Annotated in this window: 15 protein-coding genes; 9 read left to right on the top strand and 6 right to left on the bottom strand. The window is 33.0% G+C overall.

The window, feature by feature from the left end:
* Positions 1 to 104: 104 nt before the first annotated feature.
* Positions 105 to 2,117 (bottom strand): beta-galactosidase, encoded by a 2,013-nt coding sequence (locus AC4BC5_RS11790; RefSeq protein ID WP_490497550.1) that lies wholly within the window; start codon positions 2,115 to 2,117, stop codon positions 105 to 107.
* A gap of 104 nt (positions 2,118 to 2,221) precedes the next feature.
* Between AC4BC5_RS11790 and AC4BC5_RS11785 the strand changes: the two genes are divergently transcribed.
* Positions 2,222 to 3,019, top strand: coding sequence for an AraC family transcriptional regulator (locus AC4BC5_RS11785; RefSeq protein WP_490495557.1), 798 nt, complete (start codon positions 2,222 to 2,224; stop codon positions 3,017 to 3,019).
* A 55-nt stretch (positions 3,020 to 3,074) separates the two neighbouring features.
* Here the strand turns inward: AC4BC5_RS11785 and AC4BC5_RS11780 are convergent, their stop codons facing one another.
* The gene (locus tag AC4BC5_RS11780; protein ID WP_490495556.1) at positions 3,075 to 4,757 is read right to left on the bottom strand and encodes a sensor histidine kinase; all 1,683 of its coding nucleotides are present in this window, start codon (positions 4,755 to 4,757) and stop codon (positions 3,075 to 3,077) included.
* The gene (locus AC4BC5_RS11775) at positions 4,754 to 6,247 is read right to left on the bottom strand and encodes a response regulator transcription factor (RefSeq protein ID WP_490497549.1); all 1,494 of its coding nucleotides are present in this window, start codon (positions 6,245 to 6,247) and stop codon (positions 4,754 to 4,756) included. The genes AC4BC5_RS11780 and AC4BC5_RS11775 overlap by 4 nt, the downstream gene beginning before the upstream one ends.
* A gap of 195 nt (positions 6,248 to 6,442) precedes the next feature.
* On the opposite strand from AC4BC5_RS11775, the gene AC4BC5_RS11770 reads away from it, so the two are divergent.
* From AC4BC5_RS11770 to AC4BC5_RS11760, 3 genes are all read left to right on the top strand, one after another.
* On the top strand, positions 6,443 to 7,732 hold the full coding sequence (locus tag AC4BC5_RS11770) for an ABC transporter substrate-binding protein (RefSeq protein ID WP_490495555.1): 1,290 nt from the start codon (positions 6,443 to 6,445) through the stop codon (positions 7,730 to 7,732).
* 65 nt (positions 7,733 to 7,797) lie between these two features.
* Complete coding sequence (locus tag AC4BC5_RS11765) at positions 7,798 to 8,670, top strand: carbohydrate ABC transporter permease (RefSeq protein WP_490495554.1); 873 nt, start codon at positions 7,798 to 7,800, stop codon at positions 8,668 to 8,670.
* Positions 8,670 to 9,491: a carbohydrate ABC transporter permease gene (locus tag AC4BC5_RS11760; protein ID WP_490495553.1), complete on the top strand. Its 822-nt coding sequence runs from the start codon at positions 8,670 to 8,672 to the stop codon at positions 9,489 to 9,491. Before AC4BC5_RS11765 ends, AC4BC5_RS11760 begins: the two co-directional genes overlap by 1 nt.
* 245 nt (positions 9,492 to 9,736) lie before the next feature.
* Here AC4BC5_RS11760 and AC4BC5_RS11755 read toward each other — a convergent pair whose 3' ends face one another.
* Positions 9,737 to 11,485 (bottom strand): glycoside hydrolase family 35 protein, encoded by a 1,749-nt coding sequence (locus tag AC4BC5_RS11755; protein ID WP_490497548.1) that lies wholly within the window; start codon positions 11,483 to 11,485, stop codon positions 9,737 to 9,739.
* Positions 11,486 to 11,891: 406 nt separating this feature from the next.
* On the opposite strand from AC4BC5_RS11755, the gene AC4BC5_RS11750 reads away from it, so the two are divergent.
* The 5 genes from AC4BC5_RS11750 to AC4BC5_RS11730 all read left to right on the top strand — a co-directional run bounded on the left by AC4BC5_RS11750 (position 11,892) and on the right by AC4BC5_RS11730 (position 17,456).
* A complete protein-coding gene (locus AC4BC5_RS11750; protein WP_490495552.1) occupies positions 11,892 to 12,959 on the top strand; it encodes a YdcF family protein in 1,068 nt (355 codons plus the stop codon).
* A 780-nt stretch (positions 12,960 to 13,739) separates the two neighbouring features.
* On the top strand, positions 13,740 to 14,666 hold the full coding sequence (locus AC4BC5_RS11745) for an acetylxylan esterase (protein ID WP_490495551.1): 927 nt from the start codon (positions 13,740 to 13,742) through the stop codon (positions 14,664 to 14,666).
* 17 nt (positions 14,667 to 14,683) lie between these two features.
* Positions 14,684 to 15,532, top strand: coding sequence for a PRD domain-containing protein (locus AC4BC5_RS11740; RefSeq protein ID WP_490495550.1), 849 nt, complete (start codon positions 14,684 to 14,686; stop codon positions 15,530 to 15,532).
* A 22-nt stretch (positions 15,533 to 15,554) separates the two neighbouring features.
* On the top strand, positions 15,555 to 16,976 hold the full coding sequence (locus AC4BC5_RS11735) for a PTS transporter subunit EIIC (protein WP_490495549.1): 1,422 nt from the start codon (positions 15,555 to 15,557) through the stop codon (positions 16,974 to 16,976).
* A gap of 279 nt (positions 16,977 to 17,255) precedes the next feature.
* Entirely contained in the window at positions 17,256 to 17,456 is a 201-nt protein-coding gene (locus AC4BC5_RS11730; protein ID WP_490497547.1) for a hypothetical protein, read from the top strand.
* Positions 17,457 to 17,526: 70 nt separating this feature from the next.
* On the opposite strand, the gene AC4BC5_RS11725 is transcribed toward AC4BC5_RS11730, so the two are convergent.
* Both AC4BC5_RS11725 and AC4BC5_RS11720 read right to left on the bottom strand, forming a co-directional pair.
* The gene (locus AC4BC5_RS11725) at positions 17,527 to 17,853 is read right to left on the bottom strand and encodes a type II toxin-antitoxin system PemK/MazF family toxin (protein ID WP_490495548.1); all 327 of its coding nucleotides are present in this window, start codon (positions 17,851 to 17,853) and stop codon (positions 17,527 to 17,529) included.
* Entirely contained in the window at positions 17,847 to 18,098 is a 252-nt protein-coding gene (locus tag AC4BC5_RS11720) for an AbrB/MazE/SpoVT family DNA-binding domain-containing protein (RefSeq protein ID WP_490495547.1), read from the bottom strand. The genes AC4BC5_RS11725 and AC4BC5_RS11720 overlap by 7 nt, the downstream gene beginning before the upstream one ends.
* Between the last annotated feature and the right edge of the window lie 272 nt (positions 18,099 to 18,370).

Genomic DNA, 18,370 nt, shown 5'->3' with positions numbered 1-18,370 from the left:
CTATAAAGTCAGATAATTTTTTTAAGCACATAGGCTTACTGTACCACTAAAAGCCCCCTAAGTTAGAAAAAATCTAACTTAGGGGGTGCATATTTTTTTATTATTTATGAAAGTTTTTCTTTCACTAACAAAACTCCATATGGTTCTAGCACTGTTTCTTCGGTTAACTGGTGTTTTTTCAGTATATCGCTTTTTCCAATCAGCTTTTTAGGTAATGGCTGTATTTCTTGCGTAAAGTTTATGATGAAATAATAGCCATTTTGGTCTTTTTCGCGGTAAGCGACTTCCAACGATGTTTTTTCTCCTAGCACAGATTGAATCGCTGCTTCTTCGCAGACCTGATTCAAAACCTTAGCCAATGACTTGTCATCTAATTGTGTACCAATATAGTAAACTTTCCCATCTCCAAATGTATTTACTGTTGCAAACGGTGTTCCTTGATAAAAATTACTAGTATAATCGCCTAATTTTTCGGCTGTTTCTGGATGTAGAATATCACTTAATAAATACGATTTTCCTTCTTGACCATCATTAAATTGAATACTGTTCATTTGTTCAGGTGCTAAGACATCAATTTCTTCTGCCCAAATACCAGCTAATTTTCTTAAAGGTCCAGGATAACCACCTAAGTGAACGTTGTCTGACTGATCAACAATTCCACTCATAAAAGTAGTGATCAACGTTCCGCCATCGTCAACAAATGTCTCCAACTGTTCTGCCATTCCTTCTTTCACCATATATAACACCGGTGCGACTACTACTTTATATTTTGAAAAATCACCATCAAATGGGATGATATCCACTGAAATATTTTGCTCATAAAAATACTGATAATAGTGATGAATTTGATTAATGTATTTTAAATCTTTACTTGGACCACTTGTATATTCCAAAGCCCAGTAATTATCCCAATCAAAAATTATTGCTACTTCAGACACATTTTTAGCACCTAACAATGAATCTTCCAAAGCACGTAACTCATGCCCTAGTTCAGCAACTTCTCTAAATACCCTCGTATTTTCTGTACCTACATGTTCAATGACTGCTCCATGAAATTTTTCGCACCCTCCAACCGTTCGACGTAGCTGAAAGAATTGAATCGTATCTGCTCCGTGAGCAACTGTCTGGTAACTTTGAGCACGCATTTGCCCGGGTTTTTTTAAAGAATTATAAGGTTGCCAATTTTGTTGACTAGGTGTTTGTTCCATCAACATAAACGGCTTATTCTTTAAGCCTCGCATTAAATCATGTGTCATTGCTACTAAACTCCATGGTGTATCATAAGAAGGGTAGTTATCCCAAGAAACAATATCCATCTCTTTCGCCCACTTAAAATAATCTAAGCCTTTATAAGTTCCCATTAAGTTGGTTGTGATGGGTGTTTCTGTGTCGTATTTTTTGATTGCTTTGCGTTCTAATTTAAAGTTATTTAATAAGCTATCAGAGTTAAAACGACGGTAATCAATCGACAAGCCCGCAAATGCAGTCTCATTTTCACTCATAGCATCGCCTAGAATATTGGGAACTACAATTTCATCCCACTCATAAATGGTATGCCCCCAAAATTCTAAATTCCAAGCTTTATTCAATCTTTCCACTGTTTGGTACTTCTTCTTCAACCAAATGCGAAAAGCTTTTTCGCAGTTTTCACAGTAACATTCACCACCATATTCATTATTGATATGCCAAATAGTTACATGTGGATTAGAACCGTATCGTGCCGCAAGTCTCTCAACCAAACAAGTAACATATTTTTGATACACCAAACTATTGGGACACGCATTATGACGTTGACCAAAGCGATGTTGCCGTCCTTCAAAATCAACACGGCCTACTTCTGGATATTTTTTAAATAACCATGCTGGTAAAGCCGCTGTGGAAGTTCCTAAAACAATATCATAATTTTCTTCTGATAACATTTCAATAATTTCATCTAGCTCATCAAAAAAGTATACCTCTTCACTAGGTTGGATTTTTGCCCAAGAAAATACATTAATTGTTGCAGAATTAATGGCTGCATTTTTAAAAATGCGCATATCTTCTGTCCAGACTTCTTTTTCCCATTGATTCGGATTATAATCTCCACCATAAAGCATTCGTTTCATTTCTTTCAAAATTGAACTCCTCCTTTTTCAGAATAATTGTAAACGCTATCTGACAGAAAATGTATAATATGTTAAACTAAAAAATATAAGATTTAGAAACATTGAAGGTGACTATTATGGCAATTTATTTCAATTTATCCAATCAACAACTCCCAATTAGTCTTGAAAGTATTGGGAACAATTGGACGCAAGTTAGCCTACAAAGAATGCAAGGCTATCCTTTATATCATTGGCTACAAACAGAGCAAGGCGCTGGTGAAATTTGGATTAATCACCATAAATTTATTTTGAAAGAAGGCGAAGGCATTTTAATCGCTCCATTCATTCCTCACGCATATTACCCTATAACGGAAAATTGGAAAACAAATTTTATCACTTTTGACGGAAAGCTAAAAAGTAAGTTTAATGATATTTTATCGAATCAGACCTATCTTTTAGCTGAAGATACCGAACGTTTTTCCTTCTCAGAAACAATCAAAACAATGATTGCTACCTTTGAAAATGAACCAGAGCAGCTAAGTTTATCCGTCCTTAGTTATCATTTTTTACTTCAACTGGGACAATACCAGGAGCCTATTCAAGATCATATATTATTTCAAAAATATATTACTCCAGGAATAAAAGAAATCCAAAAAAATTACAATCAAGCCATCACCGTTGAAAAAATTGCTCAGAAATTATTCATAAGTCCTCAATATTTTAGCCGTCTTTTTAAAAAATTTATGGGACAAAGCCCCTACCAATACATCATTGACTTTCGGATTCGACAAGCAAAAGAACTATTGATTAATGAGCCCCAATTGTCCATTCAAATGATTGCCTTAAAAGTAGGTTTTGAATCCACTAGTCAATTTATTGATATGTTTAAAAAACGTACACAATATACCCCAAAAAAATTTAGAGGTCTATACTAAATAAAAACAACTGAGAGCGCCTACTTCTGCTCTCAGTTGTTTTTTTCATTTCATATTATTTTTTAGGTAGACGTATCATAATCGTCGTTCCTAGCGATTCATCAGACTGGATAGTTAAACCATACCGATTTCCGTATAGGAGTTGAATCCGTTCATTAATATTTTTTAGTCCAATTCCAGAATAATTAAGTTTACTTGTTTTCCCCGCTAATTCCGTCTCTGGCTTAAAACCAATGCCATTATCCATTATTTCAATAATTAAATCGCCCTCTCTCATTGTCGCAAATAATTGAATAAAGCCTTCTTCTTGAGTTGGAAAAGCATGTAAGTAAGAATTTTCAATAATCGGTTGCACAATCATTTTGGGTACCAAACAATTACTTGCTTCATCTGAAACAAAATAATTCATTTGTATATTATCACCATAGCGAAGTCGTAAAATTTCAGTATATGCTTTTAGCCCTTTTATTTCATCAGCTAGCGTAACTACTTCATTTGAGTTACGTAGACTATGTCGTAACAATTTAATAAAATGATCTAAAGCAGTTATCGCCTTTTCGTTTTCATTTTGAAAGATAAGAAATTTGATTGAGGTTAGTGTGTTGTATATAAAATGTGGTTGAATCTGCATCTGCAAAGATCTGATTTCTGCCAAACGTTTGGCATTTTCAGTTTTTAATAACTGATCAAAGTACTCTTGAAGTCTTTTTAACATTAGATTATAAGAGCGTCCCAGTTCTTCCACTTCATATGTTCCTTTTAATTTCACCTGATTCGAAAAACCATCATCAATAACTGATGGCAACTCATCGATTAATTGATATAAAGGTTTTGTTAATTGTCGAATGATAAAAAAAGCGAAAATACTAACTAAAAAAATACCAGCTACGGTTATAATTAACATTGGTTGAATAACATTCATCTTTCGAACTAGAATATTCTCATCAATCACATCATATAAACGATAATTAAAAGAATACAGATTCATTTGATTTGAATAGAAGCCTTTATTCTCTTTTTCGGATAGAAATTTTTCTCCTACCAATTCTTTTCGGTTGGATGAAACAATTTGATTCGTTTCATTATTTACTACAAAGGTTTTATGCAATGTAGTATCAAAAAGCGAATGAAAAATAGAGGCAAAATTGGCTTCAGTTATAAATATTAAGGCATAGCCATACTGTTCATTCGCATCTTGAAGCTTATGAACAAATAGTAGACCTGGAGAACTTTTAGTAGCAGTTGTTAAGCCATTTTCCATAAAATACATTTGTGTTAAGTTCTCTGAGCTATTTATTTTTTGGACTAATTCTCCTGCTAATAGTTCTTCAATTTCTATGCTTCTGACACCTTCATTTTGAAAGAAAGTTTGCCCATTTTCACCTAAAAGAATTAGATTAGAAGGAATATCTGCTGTGACAAAACGGGTATCTTGCATTTCTTCATTCAATTTTAAAATAGTTTTTCCATCAACCTCTTTATTCTTTAAATAATTTACGGTTGCTGTACTTTTCGAGACTATTTGAAAAATAGAATTAATATTTTCATGGAGATACTCGTAATCGTCTTGGATTTTACGCATTAATAATTGATTGGAATTTCTATACGAAGCAATATAGGTTTCCTTTGATCGATTATAAGTGATGAGTAAAACCAGTGTGCTCGCCATAGCAATACAGGTAATAAACATCATTAACAATCGGATAAACAATTCATTTTTGTTTAAAAAAGCCTTCATAAGCGATTTTCTCTCCTATACTGAGTTGGAGTTACACCAAACTCTTTTTTGAAAATCCGAGAAAAATAACTTAAATCTGAATAACCTATACAATTACTGATCTCAGATAAATTTAAGTCAGATTGAATTAATAATTTTTTTGCTTCATTAAAACGAATCTTGCTTAAATAATCTTTGAAGCTCATTTGAAAATGTTTTGAAAAAAAGGTTGATAAATAATTATAGCTAAAATGAAAGTGGTCTGCTAACTCACTTAAAGTTAAATTAGTTTTGTAGTTTTGTTGAATATACACCGCTATTTCTCTAACTAAATCATCTTCAAGCAACTCAGTGCCTTCTTTATTTATACCTGCTTGAATTTCTTCTAATGTTTGAAAAAAGATTTTAGAAAAATCTTCCAAAGTAGTACTTCCATTTATTTTATTGAAGAAACTCCTTTTTAATTTTTGAAACACTTTATTATGAGGGTATCGCCCTTCCAAACTTGAAAGTAGCGTATAAAAAATACTGCTTGCTTGTTGTTTTAAATAAATTGGATGAACAAAGGCTAAAATCATTTGATTAAAAAAGTCTTCAATCCGAATCATACTTGATAAAAAATCATTATTTAATAATGCTCTGATAAATTTATTGGTATCAAAGTTTTCACCATTATTTAATAAAATAAAATCCTCTGGAAAAACGATTTTAAGGTTCTTTTGGTAAAATTTTTGACCGCTTGCATTCATTTTTAAATAATCATAAGTTTTGGTTAGGCTATTTAAATCCTGGAAATCCTTACTTATTATCATAAATAAATGTGGAATAGTATAACGAATAGGCGCTAATAATTGCTTTAAATCATCTTGTGTTAAGGGAGTGGGACTTGACAGCAACAATAATAATTCTCCGTCATTCGCAAAAAAAGGTAAACTTTGACATTCTAATTCCGAAAAGGTCTCGACATTTTCGTACCAACGCATAATTTGTTGATTATCTGTATACCAATAAGAATTTGTATACAACAATCGGTAATGGGGATATTTTAAATAAGATGCTAATTCATCAACACTGTCATCCAAATAACCATTTAAGATTCGAACAACTTTTTTTGGTAATTCTTCTTGCAAAGAACGTTGCGTATCTTCTCTAGTATATTTATGCGCAATTTTTGTCAACGCTTTCAATAAATTCTGTTTGTTTAAGGTTGGCTTCAAAATATAATCGACAGCCCCGTTTTTATACGACTGTGAGACATATTCAAAATCATCATAGCTACTAAGAATTAAGAATTCAATTTCGGGATATTGATGTTGAATAATTTTAGACAGTTCCAATCCGTTCATTTCCGGCATAACTAAATCAGTAATGACAATTTGTGGTTTAACCAAACGGATTTGTTTTAGTGCTTCACTGCCATTACTGGCTTCACCGACTATTTTAAAACCAAATTCTTCCCATAATACTAAATTTTTTATTCCTTCTCTGATAGCTTTTTCATCGTCAACAATCAGTAATTTTACAAAATCGTTAATAAGTCCTCCCTCCTTCCATTTAAAGTATAGCTTATTCTATAAAATAAACAATTAGTATTTTTTTCCTTTTTTAGGACTTATTTCTCTCTTTAGCAAGAACGTATTGTTAGCGCTTTCCTCATGAGGTATATTCTTATTGAAAAACAAACTAATTTGAAAGAAGTGGGAATTATGAAAAAGTTTTTAAAGGGTATTTTATTTACATCATCATTACTGCTATTTACAGCTTGTGGAAATAGTAATTCTACAAATAATGACGCTGCTGAAGACAGCGATAAAATAACTGTTTGGGCATGGGATGAGACCTTTAATATCAAAGCAGTTGAGGAAGCTAAAAAAGTTTATGACAATCAAGATGTAGATGTTGAAGTGGTAACCATGGCTCAAGACGATATTGTACAAAAATTAAATACGAGTTTAGCTTCAGGAAATACAGAAGGCTTACCAAACATTGTCTTAATAGAAGATTATCGAATCCAAGGATATTTAACGGCTTATGATGATGCTTTTGTAGATTTAACAGATATCGTCGACGAAAGTGCTTTTTCTAGCTATAAATTTGCAGTAAATAAAATCGATGACACTATTTATGGTGTGCCTTTTGATTCTGGAGTGGCTGGTTTGTTCTATCGTTCCGATTACTTAGAAGAAGCTGGTTATACAGATGAGGATTTACAAAACATTACTTGGGAAGATTATGTAAAAATCGGGAAGGATGTAAAAGAAAAAACTGGTCATCCACTGCTTTCTCTAAACCCAAGTGATTTAGGGTTAATTCGTATCATCATGCAATCTGCAGGAGAATGGTATACCGGTGAAGATGGAAAAAAAGTCACAATTAAAAATAACGAGTCTTTAAAAAATGGCTTGAAAATCTTCTCTGAGCTAATCAACGAAGGTCTTGTTGAACAAACCTCTGATTGGGATGGCGGTGTAAATGCAGTTCAATCTGGAAATGTTGCTTCAGTTCCTTTAGGTTCTTGGTATTCTAGCTCCATTCAAGGCGCTCAAGACCAAAGTGGAAAATGGAAAATTGCTCCGATTCCTACAGTTGCTTCTCTTTCACAATCTGTTCATGCTTCTAGTATTGGTGGCGGTGGTTGGTATGTCATCAAAGGTGTGGCTGGTGAAGAAAATGCCAAAAACTTCTTGAAGGATACTTTTGCATCAAATCAAGAATTAATGGGAACTTTAGCTTCTGAAATTGGGTTAATTTCAACTATGAATGCTGCTCAAGAAACTTCAGAATATCAAAAAGAACAAGAATTCTACGGTAATCAAAAAGTTTTTGAAGATTTTTCAACTTGGTCAAGTCAAGTACCTGCAGTGAATTACGGAAATTCTACTTATGCCATTGAGTCTATTTTAACTGAAAGTTTACAACGGGTAATTGCAGGAGAAGATATTGATAAAGTCCTAGACGACACCCAATCACAAGTAGAAGCACAAATTGCAAATTAAAGTAATTTAGAAACTCGTGATAATCTATCATGAGTTTCTCTTTTAATAATTAGGAGTGGAAAACTATGAATCGGAAAAAAAATTGGTTTGCTAACGGAAATATTTTCATTATTATTCCAGTTGCTTTGATTACTTTATTGGTATTTGTACCGATGATCTTTTCATTATTTACATCGTTTCAATCTGGAACACCCAATAACATGACTTTTAATGGTTTCGGAAATTACCAAAGAATGCTAACTGACTCTACCTTTAAAAAAGCTTTCGGCAACACATTCTTGTACCTCATTATTCAAGTGCCCATTATGTTATTCTTAGCTTTAGTCATCTCGAATATTCTCAATGATAAAAAATTGAAATTTAAAGGTCTCTTTCGAACAGCCATGTTTCTACCATGTATTACTTCTTTAGTCTCGTATTCCTTAATCATGAAATCCTTATTTTCTGCCAATGGATTGGTCAACAAAGTTTTCTTAGATTTACATTTGTTGGAGCAACCGATTCAATGGTTGACTGATCCTTTTTGGGCGAAATTTTTAATTATTTTCGCTATTACGTGGCGATGGACCGGTTATAACATGATCTTCTTTATCTCAGGAATGCAGAATATTGAACCTTCTATCTATGAAGCAGCTGATATTGATGGTGCGACAAAAATGCAACAGTTTTTCAAAATTACTATTCCTAATCTAAAACCAATCATTTTGTTTACCACAATTACATCAACAATTGGTACGCTACAATTATTCGACGAAGTTCAAAACATTACACAAGGTGGCCCTGCAAATGCAACGACTACTTTATCTCAGTATATCTATAATCTAAGCTACAAATTCACACCAAATTTTGGTTATGCTGCTGCCGTTTCGTTCGTAATCGTCATTGCTATTGTCATTCTATCAATTATTCAAACTGCTATTGGGGGGCGTGAAGACTAATGTCACTTATTTTACGTATATTAAAATATCTTTTCTTATCGGTTATGTCCTTCCTTTCTATTTTTCCATTCGTATGGATGATCTTAGGGATGACAAATAAAGCGGTCGACATTACAGCCGGAAAATTAATGATTGGAGATCAACTAACTATTAATTTTCAAAATCTATTTCAATCTAATTTAAATTTTGTTCAGGCTTTATGGAATTCAGCTGTCATCGCCATTATTACAACTGTCTTAGCACTAATTTTGTCATCAATGGCAGGTTATGGATTTGAAATTTATCGAACCAAAAAGAAAGATATGATTTTCAATATTTTATTATTGTCCATGATGGTTCCTTTTGCTGCATTAATGATTCCTCTATATCGCATGTTTAGTAAGCTAAATGGAACTTTTCTGGGAATTAATAATATCGCTGTCGTTATACTTCCTTTTGTCTCTACAGCTTTTCTGATTTTCTTTTTCAGACAAAATATTAAGTCCTTTCCAAAAGATTTGATTGAAGCAGCTCGAATTGATGGATTAAATGAAATTAGCATTTTCTTTCGTGTATATATGCCTACAGCAAAAAATACCTACGCTGCTGCTGCAATCATTACATTTATGAATAGCTGGAATAACTATTTATGGCCATTAATTGCTTTACAAAGCCCTGATAAACGGACTATTCCTTTAGTATTATCAGCTATGGGCGCATCTTATACGCCAGATTATGGAATGATGATGTGTGGTATCGTAATAGCTACTTTACCAATCGCAATTATATTCTTCATCTTGCAAAAACAATTCGTTCAAGGGATGCTTGGTTCTGTAAAATAAAACAAACGACAATAATTTTCTATTGTTTTGTATATAACCTTAAAGTTGGGAGAGACTCTCTAACTTTAAGGTTTTTTATGTACCAGTTGATACTATAAAGTCATCACTCCATCTATTAGTCATTTTCTAATACATACTGAGAATTCTAAAATGGATTCATCCCATCCAATGCTAAGATTAGATGGAATAAATCCATTGACTGTCTATAGGTAACTAATTAAACTGATACTTGTGTTAATGATCTATCATCCTAGATCTGGCATGTCTGTTAACACTACTTTGTCTGACGTTTCACCATCGGATTCAAAAATAATAATCTTATTTTCCCCTGCTTTTAAAAGCGGTCCAGGAATATAGAGACGTTTTTGGGGTCCGATTTTCCAATAACGCCCAATATTAAAGTCATTTACTACCACAAAGCCTTTTCCCCATCCCTCCATATCAATAAAGGTATCACCTGGTTCCTCTACTTGGAAAACGAATTGAGAAAAGCTAGGTTGTCCCTTGACATATTCTTTTGTAAAATCAACCTTTTCTAAATTATTCATTGGCAAAGTGTACATGTCCCAACCACTTTGAAAAGCACCATTAATGATTACGCCATCTTTAATCCCTTTGTGTTGATGATTCATTTTGACAGAATAGTTTACACGTCCCATATTTTCCACTAAAATGCCCAACTCATTGTTAGGTTTTTCCAAAGTAAAGCTTTCTTTTTTCCCAAGCTCTAAGTCATATTGAATAAACTGAGGCGTTTTATTAATAAATACATTTGCTCGGTCCATACACGAAATCAAGCGAAAATCTTCAATTTTTCGAGCAGCCCCAATTTTACTCTGGTAATAAATATATCCACTACTTTGATCTAAATTTTCCATAGATACAGGGTAGTTCGAGTGATACGCTTCGCTGATTGTATCCAATGTTTCAAATAAAGAGACGCGATCCGTTACCTGTAGTTCTCCATATGATTTTTTTTGAATCTTTGTTGACAATGGAAACTCTGGAATTTCTGTATGACGACTAATTATTTCCTTAAATGCCTCATATTTTGGTGTAATATCTCCCCATTCAGTCAACAGTGCATCGTAGTCATAGCTTGTGACATCAGGCGTTAGTTTTTCATAATAGTTTGCGCCGCTCGTAAAGCCAAAATTGGTTCCACCATGAAACATATAGATATTGACAGATCCTTCATCTAAAATATCCGTTAATTCTTTGCTTGTATCTTCTACACTCGTGCGATGATGTTCGTCATCTCCCCACGCATCAAACCAACCAATCCAAAATTCCATAACCATTAACGGACGCTTTTCTCCATGAAATTCACGTAAGCGTTTAAAATTTTCTTTAGCATTTGAACCACAATTGATTGTAGGTAAAGCTATTTCTGGAATAGCTCCATTTTCTAGCATATCTCCCCAAGGTCCATCAGAAGTTACTAGTGGAACATCCACTCCTTTATCGATCATCATTTGTGCGATATGACGCATGTACTCTTTGTCATTGGCATAACTTCCGTATTCATTTTCAACTTGCATCATGATAATTGGTCCGCCCTGAGTAATTTGCAAGTCTGTCACTTGTGGCAACAAATGATCAAAATATTGATCAATTTTATCGATAAACGGCTTGTATTCAAAACGGATTTTCATATTTGCATCTTTTAATAACCAATAGGGCAGTCCACCAAATTCCCATTCAGCACAAATGTAAGGTGCAGATCGTAAAATAACGTATAAACCAACTTCTTGAGCAATCTCAATAAATTTCCGTAAATTCAAACCATCACTAAATTCATATTTTCCTTCTTGAGGTTCGTGGATATTCCAAGCTACATATGTTTCTACAGTATTACATCCCATTAAACGTAATTTTTCTAGACGATCACGCCAATATTCTGGAACCACTCGAAAATAATGGATTGCTCCTGAAATAATTTTGATTGGCTTTTCATTTAAATAGAACTCTTCTTTGATTTCAAATTTCCCCATATGCTTCTCCTCTTTCATACTTTATACCTTCTATTTTAGCTATATTTTTCATTTTAAAGTATCAGAAATCTAGCTTAAAAATACAATATTTCGAAACAACTATTTTTCTAACTCTAGCTAAGTTTTTACTCACTATTAATTTATCCGAAAAAATTACACTACTACTTCATTTTGGTGGGAATCCTTACTAAGGCTTCCCTACTTTTTCATGTATCTACATCTATAAAGCGATGAATCTTGTTAATGACCTCATTTATTTGATTCTGATTATGACTAGACACAATAAGCGAGCATGCAATTACTGCAACAATTTACTGATCTTTGTTTTACGAATAACTTTGTGGATTAGACTAAAATTTTTATTTTTGATATAGTAATTATCAATGTTGTTATAGGAGGAAAAAATATGGTGAATAGTATAGATTCTCATCTAATTATTGGTTTATGGATAACTTCCTTTATTGTTTTTATGGGTCTTGTCATTAGTTTACGTCAAAATAAATTTCGTTTACTTAATGGTGCATTAGCTAATATCTGGTTAATCAATTTAGGAGTAGCTATTATTTTATCTGCTGAAAAAAGTCAGATACATTGGTTATACTTATTTGTCTACTACCTGGTTGCAATCATCACGATTCCATTAATTGCCATCTATTCAGTATTAGGAATCTTATTATTATGGAACGCAGCTATCGTCTGGAAAAAAGAAAGTCATACTTTAGCAAATACGTTGACTCTTATTTTAGGAATAATCCTTATTGCGTTTCCAATTGTGGAAAATCTATTAAAAAATTTTTTTCCTTCATGGATGATTGTTGTTTACCAAGCAATGGTAACTCCCGTTGCTATCTACATTGCTTTTTGGTTTTTAGCTTTTATCACTTCTTTTTTTATCACACGGTTATATAAGCCTAGTTACGATAAAGATTACATTATTATTTTAGGCGCTGGACTTTACGATGGTGATCAGGTTACTCCATTATTGGCTTCTCGCATTGAAGCTGCATTAACTTTTGCTCAAAAACAATTCAAAAAAAATGGAAAGTATCCTTTACTAATCTGTTCCGGTGGGCAAGGAATAGACGAAACTATTCCAGAAGGGGCCGCAATGAAAAAATACGCTTTAGGTAAAGGTGCCCCTCCTGATAAAATTATTTCAGAAGAAAACTCGCGTACTACTTACGAAAACATGCAATTTTCTAAAGCTATTTTGACAGAAAAACAACTTAATATAAGCAAGGGGCTTTTTTCTACGAGTGATTATCATACGTTTAGAGCTGCTGGTTACGCTCGTTATGTAGGCTTAGAAATAGATGGTCTGGGAGCAAAAACAACGCGATTTTTCATTCCCAATGCTTTTTTACGTGAATATATTGCACTTTTGGTTAATCATAAGTATTTTCATATAAGTTGTATCAGTATTTTATGGTTATTAGAGCTACTCAATTTATTCTTACTTTATACTAATGGTTAATCAGAAATAACTTTAGGGCAAACTTTAACTGCTCTCTTTAACATCCCTTTTAGTCACTTCAGAAATATTAAGTTTAATTTTGGGAGTAACAGTATTGCGAAATCATCGTTTGCACAATCTGCATAATTCAAAATCACAACGGGTTCTTACAGGATTATTATCTTTTAAGAGCAGTTAACAATAGCGAGCTGCTTTATAGATTCTTAAAAATTATCAACCCCTAAATATTGAGTAAATACAAAGAATCTCTTAACTGTATCTTTACAACAAATACAGTTAAGAGATTCTATTTTAATAGAGCTCGGATTATTATCAAAAAGCAAAAACTGAACAATGCTGAATAAAAAAATGTAAATACAAACAATTGTTTTAGACAACTAGCCGTTATGATTCTCTTCTACTGTTTTATCTTATTACAGAATTTTCTTCGATTTTTTCTTTTTAGGACATATGAAGTGGTCTGCCCCTCAGTTTAATTTTTACCACTGATCCTTTTCAGTTTAGATTAAGAACTAATATTCCCTTACTCTTTTCGTCAAACACTCTCTATGTTTTTAAACACTTACAATCCAATTATATATGATTAAAGCTTAACCAAACTCACATGTTACATTATATGACATTAAAAGTGGTTTCTTGTCAAAAAATGAACCTTTAATTTAAAAGAAAGCGTTGACACATATTTTTTACTATGTTATATTTTGTTTAAGGTGCTACTGGAAAGGCAAAACTTACAAGTTTTGCCTTTTTTTGCGCTTTTTTAAGAACGGAGGAGAGAAAATGACTAAAAATATCCCTGAAAACTACTTATCTTATCTTGGAGAGGAAACGAGAGCAGACGATTTTGATGAATTTTGGGAAGGACAAATTCAAGAAATATTGCAATATAATTTTACTTATTCATTAACTGAGGAAAATTATTTTTTAAAAACAAAAGAAGTTTTTAAAATTACATTTCCCGCTTTAGATGGCACAAAAATCTATGGTTGGTATATTCGTAGTAAAAATAATGCCAACAAGAAATGTATCTTAACTACTCATGGTTATCGAAGCTCTAAACGGGAACCGCATCTTTATTTTCATTGGCTAGACATTGGCTATGATGTTTTAACTTTTGACGTACGACTTCAAGGTGGTGAAACTGGATGTAATACACCACTACAAGGTCCAATGTCAGAAATCATTACATTAAATGCTTTTGATCTAGAATCATGTTACCTAAAAATGATTTACACTGATATGATGTTAGCTTCCCTTTTACCAGAAAAACTAGGTTATTCAGAATACGTTTTAGAGGGTACTAGCCAGGCGGGAGGATTAGCTGTAGCGATTGGTTGCCTTATGCAAAATGCAACTGCAGTACTCGCTAATGTCCCTAGCAATAGTGATATTGATCAGCGAGTTTTAAAAAACACTGGCTCATTTAAAGCCTTTCAATCGATTTGTAAATATGACCCAGAAAAATTAGCCCTTATTTTACACAACCTAAGTTATTTTGATACAAAAAATTTAGCAAAAAGACTAACTGTTCCTCTGTTAGCTTCAGTTGGTGGCGTTGATAACGTTTGTCCCGCAAAAGCTTTTTTCGCCACTTACAATCGAATCAAGTCAAAAAAAGAACTGTTTTACTACCCATTTAGTGGTCATGAAGGAGGTAGTTCCGCTCACACCGAGCAAGAAATTAAGTTTCTACAGACTCTATTATGAAAGGTTTGAGGTAATTTATGGAAATTTTAAAAATATACAACAACAATATTATTGCTGTACTTACTGACACCGATCAAATTGCTTTAGTTACTGGTCGAGGCATTGGACATAAGACGCGTGGACAAAAAGAACTATCATTAGATGACGATTATCAATTATTCAAATTATCTGAACCTAATAAACAAGATATCCAACAAATAATCGATCGGATAGATGCGGAGGCATTGGAAATTGCGCGAAAAATTTTTATTAGAGCACAAGCAAGTATTGATTACCCTTTACTTGACTCTCTATTACTCCAACTTGCAGATCATATTTCTTTTAAAATAGAAATGTTTCATCAGGATATTATTGTTCCCAATTTATTGATGACAGAAATTAAATTCTTCTATCCAAAAGAATTTGCTGTCGGGCAATTTGGAGTTGAGTTAATTAGAAAAAAATATAACGCGAATTTTGATGATGATGAAGCTTCTTATCTAGCTATGCACATTCTGAATGCTTCGATGCAAGGCAATAACACGGATGTTTATAAGATTACCGAGTTTATTAAACAAATGATTCAAATCATTAGCGAAAGCTATGAAGTGGATGGTTCATATAATGATTGGATCTATGAACGATTGATTGTCCATTTAAAATTTTTAGCTCAACGACTGATAAGTAATCAAAAAGATACAAGTGAGGTAATTTTAGGTGATGGTTTTTTACGAATGAAGGAGATGGACTTGATTAAGTTGAACCAAGTTATTAATAAAGCGAACGTATTATCTAAAAAAATATTCGAGAAAAAACTTAGTGAAAACGAACAAATTTATTTAAGTATTCATGTTTTACGCATTCAACAGCTACACCAAAATAAATGATTTACGAAAGGAAGCTTATCAAATGAAAAAAATATGGAATAAAATTTCTACTCAGTTATCTTTATTAGGTAAAACTATGATGATTCCAATTGCGATTATTCCAATTACCGCAATCATTGGTAATTTGTTCTCACCAGCCATGTTAGATGCTCCCGTCATCGCTAATGCTAGTTCTATTATTATCGGTAACTTAGATTTGATTTTTGCCATGGCTGCTGCAGTGGCTTATTCAAAAGGCAACGAAAAAGTTTATGTGATGTTTGCCACTTCAATCTCCTTTTTGATATTCAAATCAAATATAGCTCTTCTAAATGAAACTATTAATATGGGGGTATTCGGTGGGATTATCTTTGGTGCGATGGTTGCTATCTTATACAATTACTCTCGCCAATGGAACGTGCCTACTTATCTCGCTTTCTTTGGCGGAGAAAAAATGGTTATCACCCTTTCACCTATCTTGGCAATTATTATGGCTTATTTCTTTTCAGTAGTATGGGTTTACCCACAATCGTGGTTAGCAGCTTTAAGTGCTGGAATTGCTAGTTTAGGTGTATTTGGTGTATTCTTATTCATTTTCCTACAACGAATTTTAGTTCCTTTTGGTTTGCATCATGTATTAAATGCTTATTTCTTGTTTGAATTAGGATCATACACAACAGCGACAGGTCAAATCGTTAAAGGTCTTACTCCACGCTTCCTTGCAGGAGATATCTCTGCTGGAATTTATGGTCCTGGTGTTTATATTGCCTTTTTCTTCGGTATACCAGCAATTGCTTATGCTATTTATCAAACAGCTTTTGATAGTCAAAAAGAAGAAGTTAAAGGTTTGATGACATCTGGTGCAATTACTTCTGTGTTAGGTGGGATTACTGAACCAATTGAATTTACGTTCATGTTTGCCTCCCCTAAACTTTATTTTTTCCACGCATTGTATAGCGGTTTAGCTGGTGTCATTACGGCCTTATTAGGTGTCAGTCATGGCGGTGGTAAAAACATTATTCAGTATATCCTTTTATACAACATGAGTGAACGTGCTTGGCTAATTTTCCCCATCGGTTTAGTTTTTGGCGTTCTTTACTACTTTACCTTCAAAACAATTATTATCAGAGACAATGTGCAGACTCCTGGACGTGTGGAACAAGTTGAAATTAGCGATGAGGTTACTGAGGAAGAACTACAATTAAAACTAAATCATAGTAATTATTACTATATGGCAAAAAAAATTCTACAATTCGTTGGTGGTAAAGACAATGTTTCTAGTTATTCAAACTGTATGACTCGTTTGAGATTAAATGTCAAGGATATGAGTATTGTAGATGAAGAATCGATTCGTAAAACAGGTGCTCTTGCAATCGTTAAGCAGAGTGAACATGACCTACAAATAGTCATTGGAACTGATGTTAACAAAGTCTATGCAGATTTTGATGTAATTATCAGCTCTTAATCGTATTGCCTTACTTTAAGATTGATTAACTGTGTTTCTGGGTCTCGATATTTACATCCGTTCTAACTTTTACTTTTTAGTTTTAATGATTTCTTTAGCTGCTGTTTAAAAAATTCAATAATTGTTAGAAATATTGCAACGAAAGATATTTTGTTGCATGGCAGTAAAGTTTGTGACGGTGGCTAATCTTATTCGAGAGGTGATGGTGCTTATGAAAATGAGTGCTGAAATCTTTAGAAAGAAGATGCCCTTTTGTCAGTCGCTGAAGCGTTAGGGCTAATGATTGCGTTGGGTTATTTTACCGTAACGATTATCTTTGGTATCCTATCCACAGTAAAAAATGACAAAAAAGAAATAACCATCCTCTTTAGCCAGTCGACGATTATTTCTATAAAATTATTAACTTTGGTCACCGTCTTAAACGATGCTGATAGAAGGGTTGTTAGCACAACTCTTCCTTATATAAGGAATATATCATGAAATCAATACAATCTCAATTTAGAGAAGCAGCAATTGTCCTGTTTAAACGGGTAATTCTCTTTTTTGTACATTAATCTTTCTCAAAATTCACTTTGACAATTTTTAATAATTGTCCGATAAATTCTTCATTGACCGTTTCCACATAGCTGTGTTTTCGAGCATTGAAATCAATGGTTACTAACTGGTCTAATAAAACTTTTCCAGTGGTTTTCGTATCTTTTAGTGGAACATATAACGGGTAGTTTCGTTTTGTATTGCTGATTGGCGCAAGAATCGCTACATTGGAAAATTTAATGACCCCTTTATAACTTAAGCAAATATACGGACGATAACCTTGTTGTTCATGACCTTCTTTAGGGTCAAGATTGATTTTGATGATATCGCCTTGTTTTACCATTTCTCCTTACCTATGGGTTCAAACTCATATGGAGTTGCTTGGAAAATTTCACCGTCGTAGTCCTTAAATAATTCATCAAATGTCAATTCTTCTTCAGTTTCTGATGTTTTTTCTAAAATCACTCGATTGCCTTCAATCACAACGTTGAGTTGTTCGCCTTTTTCGGCTCCTAATGCTGCCATAATCGTTTTTGAAAGTCGTATTGCACTCGTATTGCCCCATGAACCAATTTTAATCTTTTCCATCACAGACCCACCTTTCTTTAAAATTATTATACATCAAAAGATATACAAATCATATCTTTCCAATCTTTTTGAAAGAAGATATTAAATTTATTCTGATACTAGTAAAATTACATCATGACCAGTGAATTACATATAAAGTTCATGTAATTATACAAGTTCATTTTCTAGTTCAGTCGTCTCATGTTGCGAAAATTCCCCATTAAAAAAAACGAGTCAATTTCAAAAGAACCTATAACAATCAAATCTCGAATCAGATGTTCCTCGATTTCATT

This window comes from Enterococcus sp. AMC2644 (assembly GCF_058216475.1).
This window is presented reverse-complemented; position numbering and strand designations above follow the sequence as displayed.

Coding starts and splice junctions, on each gene's coding strand:
- AC4BC5_RS11750 (WP_490495552.1), top strand. CDS start 11,892: ATGGTGAATAGTATAGATTCTCATCTAATTATTGGTTTATGGATAACT.
- AC4BC5_RS11730 (WP_490497547.1), top strand. CDS start 17,256: ATGATTGCGTTGGGTTATTTTACCGTAACGATTATCTTTGGTATCCTA.
- AC4BC5_RS11745 (WP_490495551.1), top strand. CDS start 13,740: ATGACTAAAAATATCCCTGAAAACTACTTATCTTATCTTGGAGAGGAA.
- AC4BC5_RS11780 (WP_490495556.1), bottom strand. CDS start 4,757: ATGAAGGCTTTTTTAAACAAAAATGAATTGTTTATCCGATTGTTAATG.
- AC4BC5_RS11755 (WP_490497548.1), bottom strand. CDS start 11,485: ATGGGGAAATTTGAAATCAAAGAAGAGTTCTATTTAAATGAAAAGCCA.
- AC4BC5_RS11735 (WP_490495549.1), top strand. CDS start 15,555: ATGAAAAAAATATGGAATAAAATTTCTACTCAGTTATCTTTATTAGGT.
- AC4BC5_RS11725 (WP_490495548.1), bottom strand. CDS start 17,853: ATGGTAAAACAAGGCGATATCATCAAAATCAATCTTGACCCTAAAGAA.
- AC4BC5_RS11770 (WP_490495555.1), top strand. CDS start 6,443: ATGAAAAAGTTTTTAAAGGGTATTTTATTTACATCATCATTACTGCTA.
- AC4BC5_RS11760 (WP_490495553.1), top strand. CDS start 8,670: ATGTCACTTATTTTACGTATATTAAAATATCTTTTCTTATCGGTTATG.
- AC4BC5_RS11740 (WP_490495550.1), top strand. CDS start 14,684: ATGGAAATTTTAAAAATATACAACAACAATATTATTGCTGTACTTACT.
- AC4BC5_RS11765 (WP_490495554.1), top strand. CDS start 7,798: ATGAATCGGAAAAAAAATTGGTTTGCTAACGGAAATATTTTCATTATT.
- AC4BC5_RS11720 (WP_490495547.1), bottom strand. CDS start 18,098: ATGGAAAAGATTAAAATTGGTTCATGGGGCAATACGAGTGCAATACGA.
- AC4BC5_RS11785 (WP_490495557.1), top strand. CDS start 2,222: ATGGCAATTTATTTCAATTTATCCAATCAACAACTCCCAATTAGTCTT.